The following is a 23,691-nucleotide window of genomic DNA, read 5'->3' as shown; positions in this document are numbered from 1 at the left end:
ATTTTATGGTAACCAAAGTGGATCATATAGGTATAGCTGTAAAGGATTTAAATAAAGCTATAAAGTTTTATGAAGAAGTTTTAGGGATTAAGTGTGTTGATACAGAAGTAGTAGAAGAACAAAAAGTTAAAACAGCATTTTTACCCATAGGCGATACAGAAATTGAATTATTGGAATCAACAGAAAAAGATGGACCTATAGCAAAGCATATAGAAAAAAGAGGAGAAGGGGTACAACATATAGCCTATAGAGTTGAAAACATAGAAGAAGCCATAGAAAAAATGAAGGAAAAAGGTATACGAATGATAGATGAAAAACCTCGATATGGTGCAGGAGGAGCTAAAATTGCTTTTGCACATCCAAAAGACACTTATGGAGTTTTGATAGAACTTTGTGAAAAATAATAAACATAGATAAGGAGGAAGGAAATGAAGGAAAAAATAGAAAAACTCCTAGAAACCAAAGAGAAAATAAAACTTGGTGGTGGAGAAAAACGAATAGAAAAGCAACATTCTAAAGGGAAATTAACAGCTAGGGAAAGGATAAATTTACTATTAGATGAGGGAAGTTTTGTAGAAATAGATGCATTTGTAAAGCATAGATGTACTAATTTTGGAATGGAAAAGACTGAAGCTCCAGGAGATGGAGTAGTAACAGGATATGGAACAGTAAATGGGAGGCTTATATTTGTCTATGCCCAGGACTTTACAGTACTAGGTGGCTCTCTAGGGGAGATGCATGCAGCTAAGATAAGTAAAGTACAAGATATGGCACTAAAGATGGGGGTTCCAATAGTGGGCATAAATGACTCTGGAGGAGCTCGAATCCAAGAGGGAGTAGATGCTTTATCAGGCTATGGAAATATATTCTATAGAAATACTATTTCCTCAGGAGTAATACCCCAAATAACAGCTATTATGGGACCCTGTGCAGGAGGAGCAGTATATTCACCAGCATTAACGGATTTCATATTTATGGTGGAGAACACAAGCCAAATGTTTATCACAGGACCACAAGTAATAAAAACTGTAACAGGAGAAGATGTAAGTCAAGAAGAATTAGGAGGAGCAAAAACTCACAACACCATATCTGGAGTAGCCCATTTTATGGATAAAACAGAAGAAGAAGCTATAGAAAGAATAAAGATATTATTAAGTTATTTACCATCAAACAATCTAGAAGTACCTCCAATATATGAAACTGAAGATGAGATAAATAGAGTAGAAGAAAGATTAAATGAAATAGTACCAACAAATCCTAACAAACCTTATGATATGAAAGAAATAATAAAATTAATAGCAGATGAAGGGGAGCTATTTGAAATACAATCCTACTATGCACAAAATATAATAACTGGTTACATAAGATTAAATGGCAAAACTATAGGAGTAGTAGCAAACCAACCAAGTGTGTTAGCGGGATGCTTAGATATAAATGCTTCAGACAAAGCAGCAAGATTCATAAGAACATGTGATGCTTTTAATATTCCATTGTTAAATTTAGTAGACGTACCAGGATTTTTACCAGGAACAGATCAGGAATATGGAGGAATAATACGTCATGGAGCCAAGATGCTTTATGCATACAGTGAAGCTACAGTACCAAAAGTAACTGTAATCATAAGAAAAGCTTATGGCGGAGCATATATAGCTATGTGTAATAAAGAACTAGGAGCTGATCAGGTATTTGCATGGCCTAGTGCAGAAATAGCAGTAATGGGTCCCGATGGAGCAGCTAATATAATATTTAAACACGATATAAAAGAATCAGAAGATCCGATACAAACAAGGCAAGAAAAGATAGAAGAATATAGAAACACAGTAGCCAATCCATATATAGCAGCAGAAAGAGGATATGTAGACGATGTAATAGTACCAAGTACTACAAGACCAAGACTTATATCCGCTTTTAACATGTTAGAAAGCAAACGAGAGACCAATCCTTCCAAAAAACACGGTAATCTACCAGTATAAAAGGAGTGATAAATTTGGGAGAAAAAATAACTATAGGTCAAAGTTTAATAATAACCATATTTAGCATGGCAGTAGTATTTTTGGTATTAATAGGTATATCTTACCTAATAGATGTATTAAGAGTAACAGCAAATAACAATAAAAAAGAAGCTAAAGAAGCAAAAGATTTAACTGAAAGTGTAAGAGTATCAGAGCCAGTTGAAAAATCAGGAAATATAGAAGACGAAGAATTAGTAGCTGTAATAGCAGCAGCAATAGCAGCTAGTATGGGAGTAGCCATTCCTGATATAAATATAAAGAGCATAAAAAGAGTATCTACACCTTCTCCTATTTGGGCGCAAATGGGAAGAATAGAAGAGATTTCAAATAAATTATAATAATACACTATTTTATAGGAGGTAAAATTATGAGAAAATTTTTAATCAATGTAAATGGGAACGAGTATGAAGTGGAAGTAGAAGAGATAACAGAAGGAAAAACTGTACAGAATCCATCAACTAGATCAGTAGATCAGCCAAAGGCTCAACCAAAACCAAAAGTACAACCAAAAGAAGAGAAAAAATCAATAAAAGTAACAGAAGGGGCAGAGGTTGTTACAGCACCTATGCCAGGAACCATTTTAAGCATAAATGTACAAGAAGGAGATGAAGTAAAAGCAGGAGATATACTACTAATATTAGAAGCCATGAAGATGGAAAATGAAATTCTTGCCCCAATAGATGGGAAAGTTGTAAGTATTGGTACTACAACTGGTGCTTCAGTAAATACTGGAGATAAATTAGTAGTAATAGAATAGTACAATAGACAAATGAAAGGAAGGTAAAATAAATGGTCATAGACATATTAAAGGGTTTCTGGCAGAGTACAGGATTTGCCTCAATAACCATTGGACAAGTCATAATGCTTATTGTATCCTTTATACTTCTTTATTTAGCGATTAAAAAAGAATTTGAGCCATTACTATTGGTCCCTATAGCTTTTGGAATGCTACTAGCAAATCTCCCATTAGCAGGACTCATGGCAGAACCAGTAGTAGAAATAGTAAAAGATCCAAAAACAGGGAAGCTAGTACAAGAAACTAAACAATTAGGAGGATTATTATACTATTTATATCAAGGAGTAAAATTAGGCATATATCCACCATTGATATTTTTAGGGGTAGGGGCTATGACGGACTTTGGACCGTTAATAGCCAATCCTAGAAGTATATTACTAGGAGCAGCAGCTCAATTTGGAATATTTATTACATTTATAGGAGCAGTAGCTTTAGGATTTACAGGTCCCCAAGCAGCAAGCATTGGGATAATTGGCGGGGCTGATGGTCCTACAGCACTATATTTAACTAGCAAGTTAGCTCCAGAATTATTGGGTCCCATAGCTGTAGCAGCCTACTCCTATATGGCACTAGTACCAATAATACAGCCACCAATAATGAAAGCGTTAACAACAGAAGAAGAAAGAAAAATAGTAATGGAACAACTTCGCCCTGTATCTAAAAAGGAAAAAATAATATTTCCTATACTGATTACAGTAATAGTAACCCTATTATTACCTTCAGCAGGACCGTTAATAGGTATGCTAATGCTAGGAAATCTAATGCGAGAAGCAGGAGTAGTAGAAAGATTAAGTAAAACTGTTCAAAATGAACTTATGAACATAGTGACCATATTCTTAGGATTAACAGTAGGAGCTACAGCCAATGCAGAAACTTTTTTATCCCCTGATACAATAAAAATAATAGTATTAGGACTAATAGCCTTCTCCATAGGAACAGCAACTGGAGTAATATTTGGGAAAATTATGTGTAAAGCCACAGGAGGGAAAGTAAACCCACTAATAGGTTCAGCAGGAGTATCAGCAGTACCAATGGCAGCTAGGGTATCCCAAAAGGTAGGACAAGAAGCCAATCCAAGGAACTTCCTATTAATGCATGCCATGGGACCAAATGTGGCAGGAGTAATAGGTTCAGCAGTAGCTGCAGGATTATTATTGATGTTCTTTGGTGGATAGTATATAATAATTATGTTACAATATTTATATATATTAACTAAATATATATGATTTTATGATTTGCTAGCATCTTTTTAAAGGAGCTAGACATAAAATTTATTTTAAAACACAAAATAACGACTGGTATCCATTAAAATGGAACTAGAGCGGAGGGATGATGATGATAAAAGATAAAAATGTATTGACTATTAAGAAAATGGCTACAATAGGTATATTAGGGGGTATTTCCATAGTACTGGGTATGACCCCCTTGGGTTTTATTCCTGTAGGACCAACAAGAGCTACCATTATGCATATACCTGTAATTATTGGAGCTATAGTAGAAGGACCTTTAGTAGGAGCATTTGTAGGATTGATATTTGGTTTATTTAGTATGTTTCAAGCAGCAACCAATCCAACACCTGTATCTTTTGTATTTTTAAACCCTGTAGTTTCAGTACTACCTAGAATTTTAATTGGAGTTATTAGCTACTATGTATATGAGCTTTTAACTAGACTAGGTACAAACAAATCCAATTGGATATTAAATATTATATTAGGTGGTATTTTAACTTATCTAGTTATAGGCTCCTATAATGGATTTAAAGAATCTAAAAATGTATTGCCTTTAATTATAAACATAGTACTAATAGCTCTTACAATAGCAATAGGTTTTTATACTCAAAAGAAATTTAAAGGCAAAACAATGCATGTAGCCATTGCTACAATAGCAGGGACATTGACTAATACTGTAGGAGTTTTGTCCAGTATATATTTCTTATATGGAGAAAAGTTTGTAACAAAATTAGGTCAAGATCCAGAAATGGCAAGAAAGATCATATTTGGAATAGGTGTAACCAATGGAATACCAGAGATGATAATAGCAATCGTAGTGGTTGTCAATGTAATAGCTGCTATAAAAAAATAGAGTAAAATAGATTGGAAGGTGGAGACAGTGTTACTGGTAATAGATGTGGGAAATACTCATATAGTATTTGGAGTATTTGAAGAAGGTAAACTTCTATATGATTGGAGAATAGCTACAGCAAAGGAAAGAACTTCTGATGAATATGGTCTATTATTTGAACAAATATTTAAATATCACGGGCTTTGCCCTAAAAATGTAGGAGATGTAATAATTTCATCGGTAGTACCACCACTTATGCATACACTATCTAGTATGAGTAGAAAATATTTTGATAAAGAACCTATTGTAGTAGGACCAGGAATAAAAACTGGCATGAACATTAAATATGACAATCCAAGGGAAGTAGGAGCTGATAGAATAGTCAATGCAGTTGCAGGATATGAAAAATATGGTGGTCCCCTTATAATAGTGGATTTTGGAACGGCAATTACTTTCTGTGCAATTTCCAAAGAAGGAGATTATCTAGGAGGGGTTATAGCTCCAGGAATAAAGATATCCAGCGAAGCATTATTTTCAAGAGCAGCTAAATTGCCCAAGGTAGAATTATCCAAACCTGATATGGTAATAGGTAAAAACACTGTGAATAGTATTCAATCAGGACTTGTTTATGGATATGTTGGACTTGTGGATTTTATTATTGAAAAAATGAAGGAAGAGATGAAGGAAGAAGGAGAAGTAAAAACTATAGTAGCAACTGGTGGGTTTGCATCTTTAATAGCTACAGAAAGTAAATATATAAATAAAATAGATAAACTATTAACTTTAGATGGACTTAGGATAATATACAATAGAAATAAGTAGCCGCAGGGCTACTTTTTCTAAATATTCTGGGGTGAAAATATGGAAATAGGAAATGTAAAATTACAAAACAACATATTTTTAGCACCTATGGCAGGAGTTACTGATAGAGCGTATAGGATAATATGCAAAGAGATGGGGGCAGGATTGGTATTTACTGAGATGGTAAGTAGTAAAGGGCTATATTATGAAGATGAAAAGACAAAAGAGCTTACAAGTATAGCTGAAAAAGAGCGTCCAGTTGCTATTCAAATATTTGGTTCTGATCCAAGTATAATGAGTGAAGTTGTAAAAAAGTATATAAATCCAAGGGATGATATAGATATTTTGGATATAAATATGGGATGTCCCGCACCTAAAATTGTGAAAAATGGAGATGGTGCAGCCTTATTAAAAAATCCTTCTTTGATAAAAAAAATCCTTAAAGAAGTTGTAAAAGTATCTACAAAGCCAGTAACCATAAAAATTAGAATAGGATGGGATATTAACAATATAAATGGGATGGAAATAGCTAAGATGGCAGAAGCAGAAGGGGTTTCGGCTATAACTGTACATGGTAGAACTAGGGATATGTTCTATTCAGGGAAAGCTAATTGGGAATATATAGGAAAGATTAAAAACTATGTAAATATTCCTGTGATAGGAAATGGCGATATATTTGAACCAATAGATGCTATAAATATGATGGAATATACTGGTTGTGATGGGGTAGCTATTGGAAGAGGAGCTATGGGAAATCCTTGGATATTTAAAAGAATAAACCTTCTACTTAAAGGAAAAGATGATGTAAATCCTAGTGATATAGATAGAATCAATATGGCTATTAAACACTTAGATATGGTTTGTGATGTAAAAGGTGAAAAAATTGGAGTTAGGGAGATGAGGAAACACATAGCATGGTATTTAAAGGGAATGAGAAATTCTAATAAAATAAAGAATACAATAAATACAGTAGAAACAAAACAAGAAACAGAAAAAATTTTATTAGACTATGCCCAATATATATCCAATTGCGAAATAAATCAGTAATACCTTCCTTTTAAATTTCATATAATACATTACAAATTGTTAAAAGGAGGGAGCTATATTGGACTTTTTTATATAATAGAGGAATCTAAATATTTCAATTATTATAATAAAGGTATTTTCAAAATTTTTCCCAAAAAATTAATTCCAGCGATAAGACCTAAAATTTTGGATATCCTTTATAATACTGAGGGTAAAGAAATAGGTAAAGTGGGAGGAATACTGTTAAATAATTCAAGTATAGAAAAAATAGAAAAAGAGGAATTAGTAGAAAATTTTATTCAAGGCATAAATAAAATTAAACCTCAAAATGTAGAGGATTTAATTATAGAAGATATTTCTCTATTTAGTAGAGAGGATATAAAGTTAATAGAAGCTAGAACCAATTTAAAGGTAGTTGATGGCATAAATACATTATATATGTTTTTGCCTTTAGTACTTGAAGAGATACAAAAATATTTAAAAGAAGATTTTAGAAGAAAAGAAATTTTAATAATAGGAGAAGGAGATACATTAACAGAAGAACTTGTATACGCACTTCATAAAAGTGTAAGCTTTATAAGTATAGCAGGCGAGGATAAAGAGGCGATTGAAAATATTTCCCAATCTATATTTAAAAAAACAGGATTATCAATATTTTACACTCAAAATATTGATAAAATATTAATAAATTATCCTATTATAGTTAATCTTAAAGATGATGTTTTGACATATTTAAATAAATTTAGAAGAGGATCCATTATATTTGACTTTAGTATAAGTAAAAAATTGAGTAGAAGCATAAAGGATAAGAAAAACTTAGTAGTCATTGAGGATTTTATGTTTTTTCAAGAATTAGATATGATGGAAAATCCATGGATACAAGAATGGGTTTCATCTAAATTTTATGACTATTTTAAATGGAGTACAGATAATAAGCAAATAAGGTTCTTGGTAGATAGCAATATATGTACTATGGAAGAGTTAATAAATAGGAGAATAAGACAAAAAGGAACATTGTAAGTACTTGACAATAAGAATTCCCTTGATTATAATAGACTGCATATATGAAAAGTAAGTTAGATCTTATCCGTTTTAAAGGCAATAAAAGGCCAAATATTTAGTAGAAGGAGCGAGGCGGATGGCTGAAAAAGATGTATTTTTAACTGTGGAGGGGCTTAAAAAATTAGAAAAAGAACTAGATAAATTAAAGACAGTAAAGAGAAAAGAAGTTGCAGAAAAGATAAAACAAGCTCTAGCCTTTGGAGATATAAGCGAAAATTCCGAATATGATCAAGCAAAAAATGAGCAAGCCCAATTAGAGGAAAGAATAGCAAAATTAGAAATGATACTTAGGAATGCAAAATTAATAGATGATGAAGATATTTCTACAGATGTTGTAAGTATTGGTTCAAAAGTAGTTGTAAAGGATTTGGAATATAATGAAGAAATGGAATATACCATAGTAGGTTCTGCAGAAGCTAATCCATATGAAGGGAAAATTTCTAATGAATCGCCTGTTGGAAAAGCTTTATTAGGGAAAAAGAAGGAAGAAATTGTAGAAGTTCGTGTACCTGATGGACTTATTAAATATCAAATTTTAAGTATTACTAGATGAGGAGGTATTAATATTATATGTCAGGAACAGAAGAAAATCTTAATGAAATGCTAATGATGAGAAGAGAAAAGTTAAAAAAATTAAAAGAATTAGGGAAAGATCCCTTTGTTATAGAAAAATATGAATATACTCATCACAGTACTACTATCAAAGATAATTTTGAAGAATTAGAAGAGAAAACTGTTTCTGTTGCAGGTAGAATAATGTCAAGAAGAGGTCATGGTAAAGTATGTTTTATGGATCTTCAAGATAGTAAAGGAAAGATACAGATTTTCATTAAAATGGATGTTATTGGGAAAGAGGAATATGAACATTTAAATTTATTAGATATTGGAGATATAATAGGCGTTAAAGGAGAAGTATTTAAGACTAAAACTGGTGAAGTTTCAATAAGAGCTAAGGAGATAACTTTACTTACTAAATCATTGCAGATACTCCCTGAAAAGTTTCACGGTTTAAAGGATACAGATTTAAGATATAGACAAAGATATGTAGACTTAATAGTAAATCCAGAAGTAAAAGAAACATTTATATTAAGGTCTAAAATAATAAAAGCAATTAGGGAATATCTTGATGAGAGAGGATTTTTAGAGGTAGATACTCCTATTTTAAATACTGTTGCTGGAGGTGCTAATGCTAGACCTTTTATAACCCATCATAATTCATTAGGTATAGATATGTACTTAAGAATTGCTAATGAGCTTTATCTAAAGAGGCTTATAGTTGGTGGTTTTGAAAAAGTATATGAAATGGGAAGAATGTTTAGAAATGAAGGAATGAGTTATAAACATAATCCAGAATTTACCAATATCGAACTATATCAAGCCTATGCAGATTATAAAGACATGATGGAGTTAACTGAAAATTTGGTAGCCTATGTAGCAGAGAAAACTTTAGGAACAACTGTAATTGAATATCAAGGTAAGAAAATTGACTTAACTCCTCCTTGGAGAAGAATTACAATGATTGATGCAATAAAGGAATATACTGGGGTGGATTTTAACACCATTAATACTGATGAAGAAGCTATAGAAGTAGCTAAAGCTAAAGGTTTAGAAATAGAACCAGGTATGAAAAGAGGTCATATAATTAGTGAAATGTTTGAAGAATTTTGTGAAGAACATCTAGTGCAACCAACCTTTGTAACCCATCATCCTGTAGAAGTTTCACCTTTAGCAAAGAGGAATCCCAAAGATCCAAGATTAACCAATAGATTTGAAGCATTTATAAACACCTGGGAAATTGCCAATGCATTTAGTGAGCTAAATGATCCAATAGATCAAAAAGAAAGATTTTTAGAACAAGTAAAGCAAAGGGAAGCAGGAGATCAAGAAGCCCATATGATGGATTCGGATTTTATAAATGCACTAGAAGTGGGATTACCACCAACAGGAGGATTAGGAATAGGTGTAGATAGGCTTATTATGATATTAACTAATCAACCTACTATAAGGGACGTTATATTGTTCCCAACTATGAAGCCCATAGATGATGAAGAATAAAAGTGAGTCAACAGCTGAGTCTTTGACTCACTTTTTAACTTGAATTAATAGTAAATGAGAAAGGTGAAATGAATGAAAAGAATATTGCACATTACATCTCAATATCCAGGAATAACAGGAAGTGGTATTTATTTAAATGAAATTATAAGAGAAGGTAATAAAAGAGGATATATACAAGGTTTAATAGCTGGAGTGCCTCGAGGGGAAAAACTAAATTTGAATGTATGTAGAAGACATTTTTATCCTGTAGTATTTAATACACCTGATTTGCCATTTCCAATAGTGGGCATGAGTGATGAGATGCCCTACGAAAGTACTAGATATTCTGATATGACTAATGAAATGTTGAATGCTTGGAAGAATGCTTTTAAGGAAACAGTAAAAAAAGCTGTAGATGAGTTTAAGCCTGATATTATTATATCTCATCATTTATGGCTTCTTACATCATTAGTTAAAAAAACATTTCCTAATATTAGAACTATAGCTATATGCCATGGTACTGATATAAGACAGTTCATCAAATGTCCTCAATATAAACAATATGTGTTAGAAGGATGTGGACAAGTAGATATAGTTTTAGCATTAAACGAAAAACAGAAGGAAGATATCCACAATTTATATTTAATACCTTTGGAAAGAATAATTACTATTGGAGGAGGCTACAATGATGATATATTTTACCCGCCACAAAAGAGGAATTATGATAAGATAAAATTAGTTTATGCAGGAAAATTAAGTTATTCTAAAGGTGTATTATCTCTTATAAATGCTTATAATTTGTTGGAGGATGAAAATATAGAACTTTTAATTGCCGGAAAAGGTGTGGGGAGAGAAGAAAAAGGCATAAAAGAAGCGGGAAAGAATAGTCGATTACCCATTAAATTTTTAGGGCAATTAACCCAGAGGGAACTAGCAGAGTTATTTAGGCAAAGCCATATATTTGTGCTTCCTTCTTTTTATGAAGGTTTATCTTTAGTGACCTTGGAAGCTTTAGCATGTGGGCTTATAGCGGTGGTAAATAATTTACCAGGATTAAAGAGCTTTTTAGGATATGATATAAATAATAGTGGAATAATTGAATATGTGGATCTACCGAAAATGAAATATGTAGATTTACCCCTAGAAGAAGAATTAACAGATTATGAAGAAAGATTAGCTCTGGGAATTAAAAAGCAAATACATAGGATAAAAAGTGGATTTGTTGTAGATGAGACTATTAGAAATATTATTGATAAATTTTCTTGGAATAATATATACAATAAAATAGAAAAATATTTTTAGTAATATGCTATAATTTATTTGGGTGAGAAATAATGTATACTTTAAAAGAACTTGAGTCAATTGTAAACAGATGTTTTAGATGCCCATTGTCTAAAACTAGAACCAATGTGGTTTTTGGAGAAGGTAATGATAAAGCTAGTATTATGTTTATAGGAGAAGGTCCTGGATATTATGAGGATAAAATGGGAAGACCTTTTGTTGGTAGAGCTGGGAAGCTATTAGATAATATGTTAAAAGCTATAGATTTTTCTAGAGAAGATGTATATATAGCAAATATAGTAAAATGTAGACCACCAAATAATAGAAATCCTCTTGAAGAAGAAAGTAAAATTTGTATAGAGTTTTTAAGGTGGCAGGTTAAGATAGTAGATCCAGATATAATAGTGTGTTTAGGAGCAGTAGCAGCAAGAAATATAATAGATAAAGATTTTAAAATTACTCAAAATAGAGGGATTTGGTATAAACGAGGTAAATTTAATATTATAGCTACTTATCATCCTGCAGCACTTCTAAGGGATAGTAGCAAAAAAAAAGATGCTTGGGAGGATTTTAAATCTATAAGGGATATGTATGCTGAAACATATGGAGAAAAGAAAGGTTGATAAAATGAAGTCAGATAGGATTGAAATATTAAATAATAAAATTATAAAGCAATATCTAGATAAAAAAATAGTATTGGGATATGGGAATATCAATAGTCCTATTATATTAATTGGGGAAGCTCCTGGTTCTAAAGAAGTGGAATTAGGAGAACCTTTTGTAGGTCAAGCAGGAGAGCATTTTCAAGAATTTTTAGGTATATTAGGCATCAATAGAGAAGATGTTTACATAACAAATACAGTAAAATATAGACCTACTAAAACAAATCCTAAAACAGGGAGATTATCTAATAGACCTCCCACTTTAGAGGAGATAGATAAATTTAGAGATTATCTAATTGAGGAGATAAGTATTGTAAATCCTAAAATAGTGGTTACTATGGGTAATACTCCTTTAAAATGTATATTTGAAAAGGATGTAAAAATAGGTAATGTTCATGGGAAGTTACTATATAAAAAAATAAGTGAAGAAAATAAATTGATATTCCCTTTATATCATCCAGCAGCAGTTATATATAGACCTCAATTAAAAGATGTATATTTAGAGGATTTAAAGGAATTAAAAAAAATAATAGATAATTTTAAAAATGATATGAAATAGCATAATTAATTTCATGTCCAGTAGATAAATAAGAAAGAGTTATAACGAAAAATTAGATTATTAAGGTGGTTGGATGATATGTAGAAATTATAGATTTTTTAAATATGGTTAAAGGAGAGATAAAATGAGATATGAAGGTAAACTTTATAGACCGCCTAGTGAAGCGCACAGTTTGATAGTTCAAGCTACTGTAGGATGTTCTCATAATAAATGTACTTTTTGTTCTATGTATAAGGAAGATCAATTTAAAATAAGGACTTTAGAAGATATAGTGGCTGATTTAAAATTAGGTAGGAAATATTATAAAAATGTAAAAAGGATTTTTTTAGCTGACGGAGATGCATTGATAATTAAAACAGAAAAATTAGCATATATTCTTAAAGAAATTAAAAGAATATTTCCTGAATGTGAAAGGGTAGGAATATATGGTTCACCTAAGTCCATTTTATTAAAATCAAAAGAAGAGTTAAGTTTATTAAAAGAATTAGGATTAGGAATTATATATTTAGGGTTAGAGTCTGGAAGTGATAGAATATTAAGAAATATTAAAAAAGGAGTTACTTCTTATGAAATGATAGAAGCAGGGAAAAGAGTAGTTGATGTGGGTATTCCTCTTTCCATCACATTGATTTCAGGTATAGGAGGGAAAAAATATTCAAAGGAACATGCTATTAAATCGGCTAAGGTACTAAATGAGATAAATCCTGACTATATTGCTCTATTGACTTTGTTATTAGAGGAAGGAACAGAATTATATGAAGATGTACAGAATGGAAAATTTGAGCTTCTAACTCCAAAAGAAGTGCTTTTAGAAACAAAATTATTGGTAGAAAATCTTGATGTAGATAATTGTATATTTAGAAGCAACCATGCTTCTAATTATGTGCCTTTAAGGGGAACTTTACAAAAGGATAAACAATTAATACTTAAACAAATAGAAGAAGGATTAAAGATAAGTGATCTTCTTGAAGAAAAGGAATTATATAGAAGATTATAAAATTTATTGCATATTAATTAAATTAGTGATAAAATAATTAGAGCAAATTAAAAGTAAATCTTTAAATCAGTTCAGAGAGGCTGGCAAGATTGTAAATTGTAATAGGGATTATGCAAACTATACTTATATTTTTTAGTATAAAAAACTTCTTGCTGCCTGCAAGAAGTTTTTTTATGCAGATTATTTACAATCCTGCCTTTAAATCAGTCCAGAGAGGCTGAAAAGGAGAGTGTTCTCCTTTAAATATTAAAAGGAGGTTTTTTCATGACAGAAAATGTTATTAAAATTAATGAGACTCATGGGGTTAAAGAAAAGTTTTTGGATAATTCCAAAAAGACAATATTAGCTCTTCAACATTTAATAGCTATGTTTGGTGCCACTGTACTAGTGCCAATATTAACAGGATTTGATCCATCAGTAGCTTTGTTTTCGGCGGGGCTTGGAACTTTGATTTTTCATCTATGTACTAAAGGAAAAGTTCCAGTATTTTTAGGTTCATCTTTTGCATTTATACCAGTTATATTGACAGTAAAAGAAACTTATAATGGAGATTTAGCCTATGCACAAGGTGGAATAATGGTAGCAGGCTTAGTATATGTAGTATTATCTTTCCTAATCAAGAGGATAGGAGTAGAAAAGATTAAAAAATATCTTCCTCCTCAGGTAATAGGGCCTATGATAATAGTTATTGGAATGAACTTAATTCCTGTAGCATTTCAAAATACAAGTGAAAATTTTTTAATAGCAGGTATAACTTTAGGCACAGCTTTATTAGTAAATTTCAGAGGGAAGGGTATATTTAAGCAATTATCCATACTCATAGGTGTAACTGTTGGATATATAATATCTTTAAAAATGGGATATATAGATATGAATTTGATGAAAGAAGCACCAACATTAGCAATACCAGCTTTTAGTTTGCCTAAATTTGATATAGGTGCTATAACCATAATTGTTCCTGTGGTATTAGCAGTTTTTATGGAGCATTTAGGAGATATAACTACAAATGGACAAGTCGTAGGGAAGAACTTTATAGAAGATCCAGGTTTAAATAGAACATTACTAGGAGATGGATTGGCTACAATGGCTGCAGCTCTAATTGGAGGACCAGCTAATACAACTTATGGTGAAAATACAGGAGTATTGGCTATAACCAAGAACTATGATCCATCTATATTGAGATTAGCTGCAGTATTTGCAATGATATTAGGATTTGTATCAAAAATTGGAGTGTTTTTAAATACTATACCAACTCCAGTTATGGGTGGAATAAGTTTGATGCTGTTTAGTATGATATCTTTAATAGGAGTTAAAACCATTAAGACTAGCAATGTAAAATTTAATATTAAAAATATATTAATTATGGGAAGTATATTAGTCTTGGGACTTGGAAGTGGAATAATAGAAAGTAAATTTGGAATAACGGTAGGGATACCAATAAATGAAACAGTAAAAATTACTGGTTTAAGTTTTGCAGCTATAGTGGGAATAATTTTAAATATTATTTTAAATAGTAAAGGGAAAAATTAAATATTAAAGTAGGAGCCTGTTTTCAATTAGGAGGACAGGCTTTATTTTATTAATATTAAAAAATAGACAAATTTATAAATAACATATAAAATATAATGGAATGATAAAATCAATTTAATAGGGAGGAATTTTTGATTATGCCTAAAGTTTTAGTTGTAGGCGGTGGAGCAGCTGGTATGATGGCTGCTATTTCAGCAAAAGTTAATGGAGCAGAGGTTGTAGTACTTGAAAGGAATAGTAGAGTAGGTAAGAAAATATTAGCTACAGGCAATGGAAGATGTAATTATACCAATATAAATTTATCTATAGATAATTATCATGGTAAGAATCCTAAATTTGCCTATAGTTGTCTATCTAAATTTGGGGTAGCTGAAACAATTGATTTTTTTGAAAGATTAGGAATTGCTCCTACAGTAGAAGAAGATGGAAGAGTATTTCCATTATCTTTTCAAAGCTCTAGTGTGTTAGATGTGTTAAGATTTGAATTGGAAGATTTAGATATACAGGTCTTAACCAACTCTTTTGTTAAAGATATAAATAAAAAAGGAAATAAATTTGAATTATTATTGGAAGATGAAAAAAGGATATATGGAGATAAGGTAATATTAGCTACTGGAGGAAAGGCAGCACCTCATACTGGTTCTGATGGTAGTGGCTATGATTTAGCTAAAAGCATGGGGCATAGTATAGTAGAGATTTTTCCTGGATTGGTTCAACTTAAACTTGAAGGAGATATATTTAAGCAAGTTGATGGTGTTAAATTTGTAGGCACTGCAGGTCTTTATGAAGGAAATCAATTGATAAAAGAGGATAGAGGGGATATACTATTCACTAATTACGGGATATCAGGACCTCCTATTCTTCAATTAAGTAGGACTGCATTAGAATATTTAAATAAAAACAAAGATATAAGATTAAAGGTATCCATAATAGATACTAAGACAAAAGACGAATTGTTTAATTATTTATTATATAGATTTGGATTTATGCCAAGAAAAACCATAGAGAAGGGATTAATAGGGCTTATAAATAAAAGATTGATTCTTCCCATATTAAAAGCAATAAATATTGATAAGGATAAAAAGATTGCTTATTTAACTAATGATGAAGTAATGAAACTTGCAGAAATTCTCACTAATTGGAGATTTAAAATATCAGGGAGTAAATCCTTCAAAGATGCCCAGGTGACAGCAGGTGGAGTAAATACTGATGAAATAGATAGTTCTACCATGGAATCTAAATTAGTAGATGGACTATTTTTTGCAGGAGAAATAGTAGACATAGATGGTGATTGTGGTGGATTTAATCTTCAATGGGCATGGTCATCAGGATATGTAGCTGGTACAAATTCTACTTTAGGATAAGTGAAAAGAAAGGAGCAATACTATGTCGAGTATGAACAAAAGACTAATTAAATTAGCCAATGAAAAAAATTCAATTAAAGTAGCTATAGTTGGGGCAGGAAAGATGGGCAAAGGACTTGTAAATCAAATGACAAGGATAAAAGGCATGGTGCCTGCTCTTGTTATAAATCGAAATGTAAAAAAAGCATTATATGCTCTTTTATCTGCAGGGATTAGAGAAGATGATATAATTGTATCTAATTCTTTAAAAGATATAAATTTTGCATTAGAAAGAGGTAAATATGCAGTAAGTGAATACATGGATTTAGCAGCTAAAGCCTATGGAATTCAAGCAGTAGTAGATGCCACAGGAGTGCCAGAAGTAGGAGCAAAATTATCCTTAGATGCTATTGAAAATAAAAAGCATATAATAATGTTAAATGTAGAGGCGGATTCAGTAGTAGGCCCTATACTGTATAAACAGGCTCAAGAGGCAGGTGTGATATATACGGGAACTGCTGGGGATGAGCCAGGGGCAGTGATGGAATTGTATGATTTTGCAGTAGGGTTAGGATTTGAAGTATTGGTAATTGGCAAGGGTAAGAATAATCCAATAGATTTAGATGCAAATCCAGATACTGTATATGAAGAAGCCCTAAGGAAGGATTTAAAACCTCATATGTTAGCAGCTTTTATAGATGGGACAAACACCATGATAGAGATGACCTGTATGGCTAATGCTACAGGATTTGTTCCTGATGTTAGCGGAGGACATGGTGTTGAAAGTAATATAGATAATTTAACTAATATTTTTAAATTAAAAGAAGAAGGTGGTATATTAAATAAATATAAAATAGTGGATTATGTAAGAGGAATTGCACCAGGAGTATTTTTAATATTCACAACAAATTTAGAGGAAATCCATAAACAATTAGAATATTTAAACATGGGTCCTGGACCCAACTATGTGCTATATAGACCTTATCATCTTACTAGTTTAGAAACTCCTAATACTATATATGAAGCTTGTGTAAATAATAGAGCTACTATAGCACCAACAGAAGGAGTTATAGCCGATACGGTAACAGTTGCTAAAAGAGATTTAAAGGCAGGTGAAAGATTGGATAGAATTGGAGGATATACTGTATACGGAAGTATAGAGGAACACGAAATAGCAAAAAAAGAAAATTTGGTTCCCATAGGACTTATAGATGAAAACACCAAGGTATTGAAGGATATTAAAAAAGGCGAATTTATCACCTACGATATGATAGAGCTAGATACTAGTAAAAGCATATATAAATTGAGAAAGTTACAGGAGGAACAAATAGGATAAATTAAATAATAAATAATGGAGGTAGTAAATTATGATATATATAAAGAATGAAGACAATAGACCTCAGTTTAACCTTGCATTAGAGCAATATGTATTTGACAATTTAAATCAATTTGACGAAATATTTTTACTATGGATAAATGAACCTGCTATAATCGTTGGAAAGAATCAAAATACTATAGAAGAGATAAATCTTGATTATGTTAAAGAAAATAATATTCATGTGGTTAGAAGGTTATCTGGTGGTGGTGCAGTATATCATGATTTAGGGAATTTAAATTATACCATAATATCAAAGAGTAAAGGAAGCTCTTCCTTTAATTTTGAAGCTTTTTCTAAACCAGTAATAGAAGTATTGGATAAGCTAGGAGTAAAAGCAGAATTTACTGGAAGAAATGATATAACAATAGATGGGAAAAAGTTTTGTGGAAATGCTCAATACATGAAAAAAGGAAAGGTTCTTCATCATGGTGCCATACTATTTGATACAGATTTAACTGTTTTAAGTAAAGCACTAAAGGTATCCAAGGATAAAATTGAATCCAAAGGGGTAAAATCCGTTAGAAGTAGGGTTACAAATATAATAGATTATTTGGATGAAAAGATTACGGTAGAAGATTTTAAACAATTGTTATTAGAGCATATGTTTAAAAAAGATAGTAAAATAAAAGAATATAAATTGACTGAGGAAGATTATGCTAATATAAATAAATTAATGGAAGAAAGATATTCTACTTGGGAGTGGAATTTTGGAAAATCTCCTAAATTTAATATAAGTAAATCAAAAAGATTTCCTGCAGGCAAGGTGGAAACCAAAATATATGTTGAAAATGGTAGGATAAATGAATTGAAATTTTATGGCGATTTCTTTGGTGGTGGGGAAATTTCTGATATTGAGGAAAAATTTAAAGGTATAAAATATAAAGAAGATGAAATTGAAAAAGTATTAAATACCATAGATGTGGGATATTATTTTTCTGGTATATCTAAAGATGAATTAATGCAATGTATAATATAAAACTTGACAAAGGGAGCTGTTTTGTTGTATATTAGTACTCAAAATATAACAATATAAATGCTAGGATGAGGACAGTAATAAAGAGCATTACTTACAGAGAGATGATTATTTGGTGGAAAATCATCAGTAAGCTCTTTATGAACATCACCTCGGAGCATGGTATCTGAAATATCAGTAAGATACTACGCCTAAGGCGTTATACTAAATGAGTGATAAGACAAGTATTTTTTGTCTTATAATTTGGGTGGTACCGCGGAAATCCGTCCCTAAGCTTTGCTTAGGGATTTTTTATATAATCAAAATAGAAAGGATGAGAGAATTTGACTAGATTTAAAGAACTATCTACCAAACCAGTAAGTGAAAGGGAAAGAGAAATCTCAAAATATTGGGAAGAAATAGATCTTCTTCATAAATCTATAGATACCAGAAGTGAAAACAAGCCTTTTATATTTTATGAAGGGCCTCCAACAGCCAATGGGAAACCTGGTATTCATCATGTAATGTCTAGAACATTAAAGGATTTAGTGTGTAGATATAAAACTATGGAAGGTTATCAGGTTAAGAGAAAAGCAGGTTGGGATACTCATGGTCTTCCAGTGGAAATTGAAGTAGAAAAAAAATTAAATTTAAAAAACAAGCAGGAAATAGAAGATTATGGAATTGAAAAATTCAATAAAAAATGTAAAGAATCAGTATTTCAATATGAAAAATTATGGCGAGAAATGACCATTAGAATGGGATATGCAATAGATTTGGATAATCCTTATATTACTTTAGAAAATTACTATATTGAAACTGTATGGTGGATATTGGATAAATTTTTTAAAGAAGGATTTATATATGAAGGGCATAAAATACTACCTTACTGTTCTCGCTGTGGTACTGGATTAGCATCTCATGAGGTAGCTCAAGGTTATGAAACAATAAAGACAGATACGGTAGTAGTAAAATTTAAAGTAAAGGACAAAGATGAGTACTTCCTTGCTTGGACTACTACTCCTTGGACATTGCCAAGTAATGTATGCCTTACTGTAAATCCAGAGGAAATATACTTGAAAGTAAAACAAAATGATGAAATATATTATGTTGGGAAAGCTTTAGCTGATGAAGTATTAGGAGAGGATTATGAAGTATTAGAAGAATACAAGGGAAAAGAATTAGAATATATGGAATACGAACAGTTAATTCCATTTATAAAAGTTGATGAGAATAAAAAAGCTTTTTTTGTTACATTAGGAGATTATGTAACTATGGAAGATGGTACAGGAATAGTTCATTCAGCACCAGCCTTTGGTGAAGATGACTATAAAACAGGAGTAAAATATAATCTACCAGTATTACAACCAGTAGATGATGAAGGAAAATTTACCGACACTATTTGGAAGGGTAAATTTGTAATGGATGCAGATCCAGAGATAATACAATGGCTAAAAGAAAATGGTAAGTTATATAAAAAGCAAAGAATAGAGCATAATTACCCTCACTGTTGGAGATGTCATACTCCGTTACTATACTATGCAAAACCTAGTTGGTATATAGAGATAACAAGACTAAAGGATAAGCTTATAGAAAACAACAAAAAAGTTAACTGGTATCCAGATTATGTTGGAGAGAAGAGATTTGGAAATTGGTTAGAGAACTTAAATGATTGGGCTATATCTAGAAGCAGATATTGGGGGACACCGCTGCCTATATGGCGATGTGAAGATTGTGGACATATTGAAAGTGTAGGGTCCATAAAGGAATTAGTGGATAAAGCTATAGAAGAAATAGATGAAACTATTGAATTACATCGACCTTATGTAGATGAAGTTCATTTTAGATGTGAAAAATGTGGTGGAATCATGAATAGAGAAAAAGATGTAGTGGATGTTTGGTTTGATAGTGGAGCAATGCCTTTTGCACAATATCATTATCCTTTTGAAAACAAGGAAAACTTTGATAAACTTTTCCCAGCAGATTTTATTTGTGAAGGGATAGATCAAACTAGAGGATGGTTCTACTCATTACTTGCTATATCTACATTTGTAACAGGAATATCACCTTATAAAAATGTATTGGTAAATGATTTAATACTAGATAAAGATGGGAAGAAAATGTCAAAATCCAGAGGGAATACAGTAGATCCCTTTGATTTATTTGATAAATATGGTGCAGATGTATTAAGGTGGTATTTAGTATATGTATCACCACCATGGACTCCTACAAAATTTGATGAAGAAGGGTTAAGAGAAGTAGAAAGTAAATTCTTTAGGAGTGTTAGGAATGTATACAACTTTTTCTCATTATATGCCAATACCGATGATATAGATCCAAGGGAATTTTTTATTCCTTATGAAGAAAGGGAAGAAATTGACAGATGGATTCTTTCCAAGTATAATAATTTGATAAAACAAGTAAAAGAGGATATGGAAATATTTGAATTGACTAAAGTTGTAAGGGCAATACAAGAATTTGCAATTGAAGATTTATCTAATTGGTATATTAGACGTACAAGAAGAAGATTTTGGTCTACAGAATTAGATGATAATAAAAGAGCAGTTTATAATACTACCTATGAAATACTAGTGGGTTTAAGTAAGATGATAGCACCTTTTGTACCTTTTACAGCTGAGGAACTTTATAGGAATTTAACTGATAAAGAATCAGTACATTTAGACTATTATCCAGAATGTAATGAAGAGCTAATAGATATAGAACTAGAAGAAAAGATGGATTTGGTAAGAGATTTAGTAAGGCTTGGTAGAGCTTCCAGGGAATCAGTTCAGATAAAGGTACGACAGCCATTAAATAGTGTATTAATAGATAGAAAATATGAACAAAAAATTAGCGATTTAGTTCCACTAATTAAAGAAGAATTAAATGTAAAGGAAGTAAAATTTGAAGAAGATTTAAGTCAATACATGAATTATACATTAAAACCAAATTTCAAAGTAGCAGGACCTATATTAGAGTCAAAAATAAAATCCTTTAGCAAAGTATTAAATCAATTAGATCCTCATGAAACCGTTGAAAAATTAGAATCTGGTGAAACTTTAGTATTAAATTTAGATGGAGAAGATGTAGAAATTCCAAAAGAATATATAATGGTTACTATATCACCAAAAGAAGGGTTTGATGTAGCTAGGGATAACAATTTATTTGTGATATTAGATACTACCCTTACAGAGGATTTGTTAAATGAAGGATATGCAAGGGAGTTTATATCAAAGGTACAGCAAATAAGGAAAAATAATGGATATGAAGTGTTAGACAATATAAATATATATTATGATGGCGATGATGAAATTGCAAAAGCAGTAAGCTTATATGAAGATTATATAAAGGAAGAGACATTGGCTAAATCCATTAAAAGAGTACAAGATAGTTCCTTTGAACAATATGATTTAAACGGGCATATGACAGGAATAAAACTAGAAAGAATATAAAATGGGGCTGTTGCAAAATAGCCTCTAGACAAAAGCCTCACTAAATCTATTAGATTTAGTGAGGCTTTTGCGATATAATTATATTATGAAAAATAACCTAACATGTGTATTTAATACTATACTAAATAATCAAAATTTATAACTAAAAATGAATTTTAATACCGAAGCAAGTCCATCGACAATTCCAGTAACACCGTAGAATACGCTGTTGATTCTTTCAATGCTAAAGAATAACGGAGCGTTTACATAAGGGCGGTGTTTTGTAAGATTGGCAAAATGACTAGGAGTGGATCTATGTCAATACTTTGGACAAAAATTTAAGTTTTCTGGTGATTCCCCGCCACCCTTGACAAACCATTCATAAATGCTTTGAAATTTTCACCCGAAGGCGACAAACTCAAAGCAAGCTATAATATTTTGCCTTCGTGATGGGCATTGTAGCATTTATTCATTAGTTTATCAAGGGCAAGCCCTACGGGTGGCTAGTTTCCCCTCAGGCTTAAAATCTAAAGCAAGCTATGATGCCCTACATAAATTCTCGTATGCATCTGGAGTCATGTAATTAATTGATGAGTGAATCCTTTTTCTATTATAAAATCCTTCTATATATTGAAATAATACAAATCTAGCATGATTATAATCTATAAATGTGTTAAGGTATACACATTCTTTTTTAAGTACTGCATGAAAACTTTCTATACAAGCATTGTCATAGGGACAACCTTTAGCACTATATGATAATCTAAATTCCTTTGTTTCTACTGCTTTACGATATTCTTTTGATGTATATTGTGAACCTCTATCTGAATGTATAATTAGACCCTTACTGGGTCTTTGGGTAGTAATTGCATTATCTAATGCCCTTAGTACTAAGGAGGTATCCATGGTCTTTGAAAAACTATATCCTACTATTTTTTGAGTATGCAAATCTAAGATAGATGCTAAATAAGTCCATCCATCTTTTTGAGTATGGATATATGTAATATCAGCTACCCATTTTTCGTTTATTTTTGTGGTGCTAAAGTCCCTATTTAGGAGGTTTTCACCTTCCTCATAAACCTTTTTAGTAGAATTTGGTCTATATTTTTTAACTACAATGGATCTAATACCTAATTTTTTCATATGCCTCTGAACCCTTTTGATGCTGATATTTTTATAACCTTTCTCCTTCAATTTTTCACGGATTTTGGGGGCGCCATAGACTTTATTGCTTTCATTATATATTTCTAAAATATCTTCTTGTAGTTTTTTATTTACCTTTTTCCACTTGTTTTCAGGTTTCTCTTTTTGTTTGTCATAATAGGTACTTCTTGGGTAATCTAGTACCTTACACATAGTATCTATGCTGTGTGTGTCAGAATTATCTTTTATTATTTCATATATATTATCAGGATTTACTTGGTGACGAATATAGCCATAGCTTTTTTTAATATTTCATTTTCCTCCTTGAGCCTTGCATTTTCCTTTTTAATCTTTAGAATTTCTTCCAGATTTGTAGTGTTTCCTTCTACTTCAATTGGGGCTTTCTTATTTACCCAGCCTCGTATTGTGCTTTGGCTTAGGCTATATTCGTCCGCTACTTCTTTAACTGGCTTTCCTGATAATACTAATTCTGCAATCATTGTTTTAAATTCATCTGTATAAGTTTTCCTCTTAGACATTTATGGACACTTCCTTCCTTAAAGTTTAGTATATAGAAAACCTTATTTTGTGTCCATACTTATATACTAACATCATCCACAGTC

The 23,691-nt window shown here is 31.3% G+C and carries 21 protein-coding genes and 1 other annotated feature; of the genes, 20 read left to right on the top strand and 1 reads right to left on the bottom strand.

Annotated features, from left to right (window positions below; all coding sequences use genetic code 11):
* The first annotated feature begins 5 nt into the window (after positions 1 to 5).
* The 20 genes from mce to ileS all read left to right on the top strand — a co-directional run bounded on the left by mce (position 6) and on the right by ileS (position 21,946).
* Positions 6 to 404, top strand: coding sequence for a methylmalonyl-CoA epimerase (mce, locus tag JL105_RS09830; RefSeq protein ID WP_132028345.1), 399 nt, complete (start codon positions 6 to 8; stop codon positions 402 to 404).
* A 24-nt stretch (positions 405 to 428) separates the two neighbouring features.
* Positions 429 to 1,973 carry an acyl-CoA carboxylase subunit beta gene (locus JL105_RS09825; protein ID WP_132028347.1) on the top strand — a complete coding sequence of 515 codons (1,545 nt, stop codon included), beginning with the start codon at positions 429 to 431 and terminating at the stop codon, positions 1,971 to 1,973.
* Between the two features lie 14 nt (positions 1,974 to 1,987).
* The gene (locus JL105_RS09820; protein ID WP_132028350.1) at positions 1,988 to 2,350 is read left to right on the top strand and encodes an OadG family protein; all 363 of its coding nucleotides are present in this window, start codon (positions 1,988 to 1,990) and stop codon (positions 2,348 to 2,350) included.
* Between the two features lie 29 nt (positions 2,351 to 2,379).
* Positions 2,380 to 2,769 carry a DUF2118 domain-containing protein gene (locus JL105_RS09815; RefSeq protein ID WP_132028353.1) on the top strand — a complete coding sequence of 130 codons (390 nt, stop codon included), beginning with the start codon at positions 2,380 to 2,382 and terminating at the stop codon, positions 2,767 to 2,769.
* Between the two features lie 32 nt (positions 2,770 to 2,801).
* On the top strand, positions 2,802 to 3,983 hold the full coding sequence (locus JL105_RS09810; RefSeq protein ID WP_132028356.1) for a sodium ion-translocating decarboxylase subunit beta: 1,182 nt from the start codon (positions 2,802 to 2,804) through the stop codon (positions 3,981 to 3,983).
* Positions 3,984 to 4,143: 160 nt separating this feature from the next.
* Positions 4,144 to 4,890, top strand: a complete 747-nt coding sequence (locus JL105_RS09805) for an ECF transporter S component (protein WP_132028359.1) — start codon at positions 4,144 to 4,146, stop codon at positions 4,888 to 4,890.
* 18 nt (positions 4,891 to 4,908) lie between these two features.
* Positions 4,909 to 5,691 (top strand): type III pantothenate kinase, encoded by a 783-nt coding sequence (locus JL105_RS09800; RefSeq protein WP_428841441.1) that lies wholly within the window; start codon positions 4,909 to 4,911, stop codon positions 5,689 to 5,691.
* A 39-nt stretch (positions 5,692 to 5,730) separates the two neighbouring features.
* Complete coding sequence (dusB, locus tag JL105_RS09795) at positions 5,731 to 6,717, top strand: tRNA dihydrouridine synthase DusB (protein WP_132028362.1); 987 nt, start codon at positions 5,731 to 5,733, stop codon at positions 6,715 to 6,717.
* 165 nt (positions 6,718 to 6,882) lie between these two features.
* Entirely contained in the window at positions 6,883 to 7,716 is an 834-nt protein-coding gene (locus tag JL105_RS09790; protein WP_132028365.1) for a hypothetical protein, read from the top strand.
* Positions 7,717 to 7,834: 118 nt separating this feature from the next.
* Positions 7,835 to 8,311: a transcription elongation factor GreA gene (gene greA / locus JL105_RS09785; RefSeq protein ID WP_132028368.1), complete on the top strand. Its 477-nt coding sequence runs from the start codon at positions 7,835 to 7,837 to the stop codon at positions 8,309 to 8,311.
* A 17-nt stretch (positions 8,312 to 8,328) separates the two neighbouring features.
* Complete coding sequence (gene lysS / locus JL105_RS09780) at positions 8,329 to 9,813, top strand: lysine--tRNA ligase (protein WP_132028371.1); 1,485 nt, start codon at positions 8,329 to 8,331, stop codon at positions 9,811 to 9,813.
* A 72-nt stretch (positions 9,814 to 9,885) separates the two neighbouring features.
* A complete protein-coding gene (locus JL105_RS09775) occupies positions 9,886 to 11,094 on the top strand; it encodes a glycosyltransferase family 4 protein (RefSeq protein WP_132028374.1) in 1,209 nt (402 codons plus the stop codon).
* Positions 11,095 to 11,126: 32 nt separating this feature from the next.
* Positions 11,127 to 11,696, top strand: coding sequence for a uracil-DNA glycosylase (locus tag JL105_RS09770; protein ID WP_132028377.1), 570 nt, complete (start codon positions 11,127 to 11,129; stop codon positions 11,694 to 11,696).
* A complete protein-coding gene (locus tag JL105_RS09765) occupies positions 11,665 to 12,294 on the top strand; it encodes a uracil-DNA glycosylase (protein WP_132028380.1) in 630 nt (209 codons plus the stop codon). The genes JL105_RS09770 and JL105_RS09765 overlap by 32 nt, the downstream gene beginning before the upstream one ends.
* Before the next feature lie 124 nt (positions 12,295 to 12,418).
* A complete protein-coding gene (locus JL105_RS09760) occupies positions 12,419 to 13,291 on the top strand; it encodes a radical SAM protein (RefSeq protein ID WP_132028383.1) in 873 nt (290 codons plus the stop codon).
* 264 nt (positions 13,292 to 13,555) lie between these two features.
* Complete coding sequence (locus JL105_RS09755) at positions 13,556 to 14,821, top strand: uracil-xanthine permease family protein (protein WP_132028386.1); 1,266 nt, start codon at positions 13,556 to 13,558, stop codon at positions 14,819 to 14,821.
* Between the two features lie 137 nt (positions 14,822 to 14,958).
* Positions 14,959 to 16,185 (top strand): BaiN/RdsA family NAD(P)/FAD-dependent oxidoreductase, encoded by a 1,227-nt coding sequence (locus tag JL105_RS09750; protein ID WP_132028389.1) that lies wholly within the window; start codon positions 14,959 to 14,961, stop codon positions 16,183 to 16,185.
* Positions 16,186 to 16,207: 22 nt separating this feature from the next.
* Positions 16,208 to 17,500, top strand: coding sequence for an NAD(P)H-dependent oxidoreductase (locus JL105_RS09745; RefSeq protein ID WP_132028392.1), 1,293 nt, complete (start codon positions 16,208 to 16,210; stop codon positions 17,498 to 17,500).
* A gap of 31 nt (positions 17,501 to 17,531) precedes the next feature.
* Positions 17,532 to 18,518 carry a lipoate--protein ligase gene (locus JL105_RS09740; protein ID WP_132028395.1) on the top strand — a complete coding sequence of 329 codons (987 nt, stop codon included), beginning with the start codon at positions 17,532 to 17,534 and terminating at the stop codon, positions 18,516 to 18,518.
* Between the two features lie 53 nt (positions 18,519 to 18,571).
* Positions 18,572 to 18,789 (top strand) — a binding site (T-box leader).
* A 49-nt stretch (positions 18,790 to 18,838) separates the two neighbouring features.
* A complete protein-coding gene (gene ileS, locus JL105_RS09735) occupies positions 18,839 to 21,946 on the top strand; it encodes an isoleucine--tRNA ligase (protein WP_132028398.1) in 3,108 nt (1,035 codons plus the stop codon).
* A gap of 516 nt (positions 21,947 to 22,462) precedes the next feature.
* Here the strand turns inward: ileS and JL105_RS09730 are convergent.
* A protein-coding gene (locus JL105_RS09730) for an IS3 family transposase (RefSeq protein ID WP_132028401.1) occupies positions 22,463 to 23,607 on the bottom strand; the annotation gives its coding sequence in 2 pieces (ribosomal slippage) (positions 22,463 to 23,376 and positions 23,376 to 23,607; 1,146 coding nt in all).
* Positions 23,608 to 23,691: the final 84 nt, after the last annotated feature.

It is taken from the genome of Keratinibaculum paraultunense, assembly GCF_016767175.1.
In the GTDB taxonomy this organism is placed as follows: domain Bacteria; phylum Bacillota; class Clostridia; order Tissierellales; family Tepidimicrobiaceae; genus Keratinibaculum; species Keratinibaculum paraultunense.
Note: the sequence above shows the minus strand (reverse complement) of the source record. Positions and strands in the feature narration are given on the sequence as shown.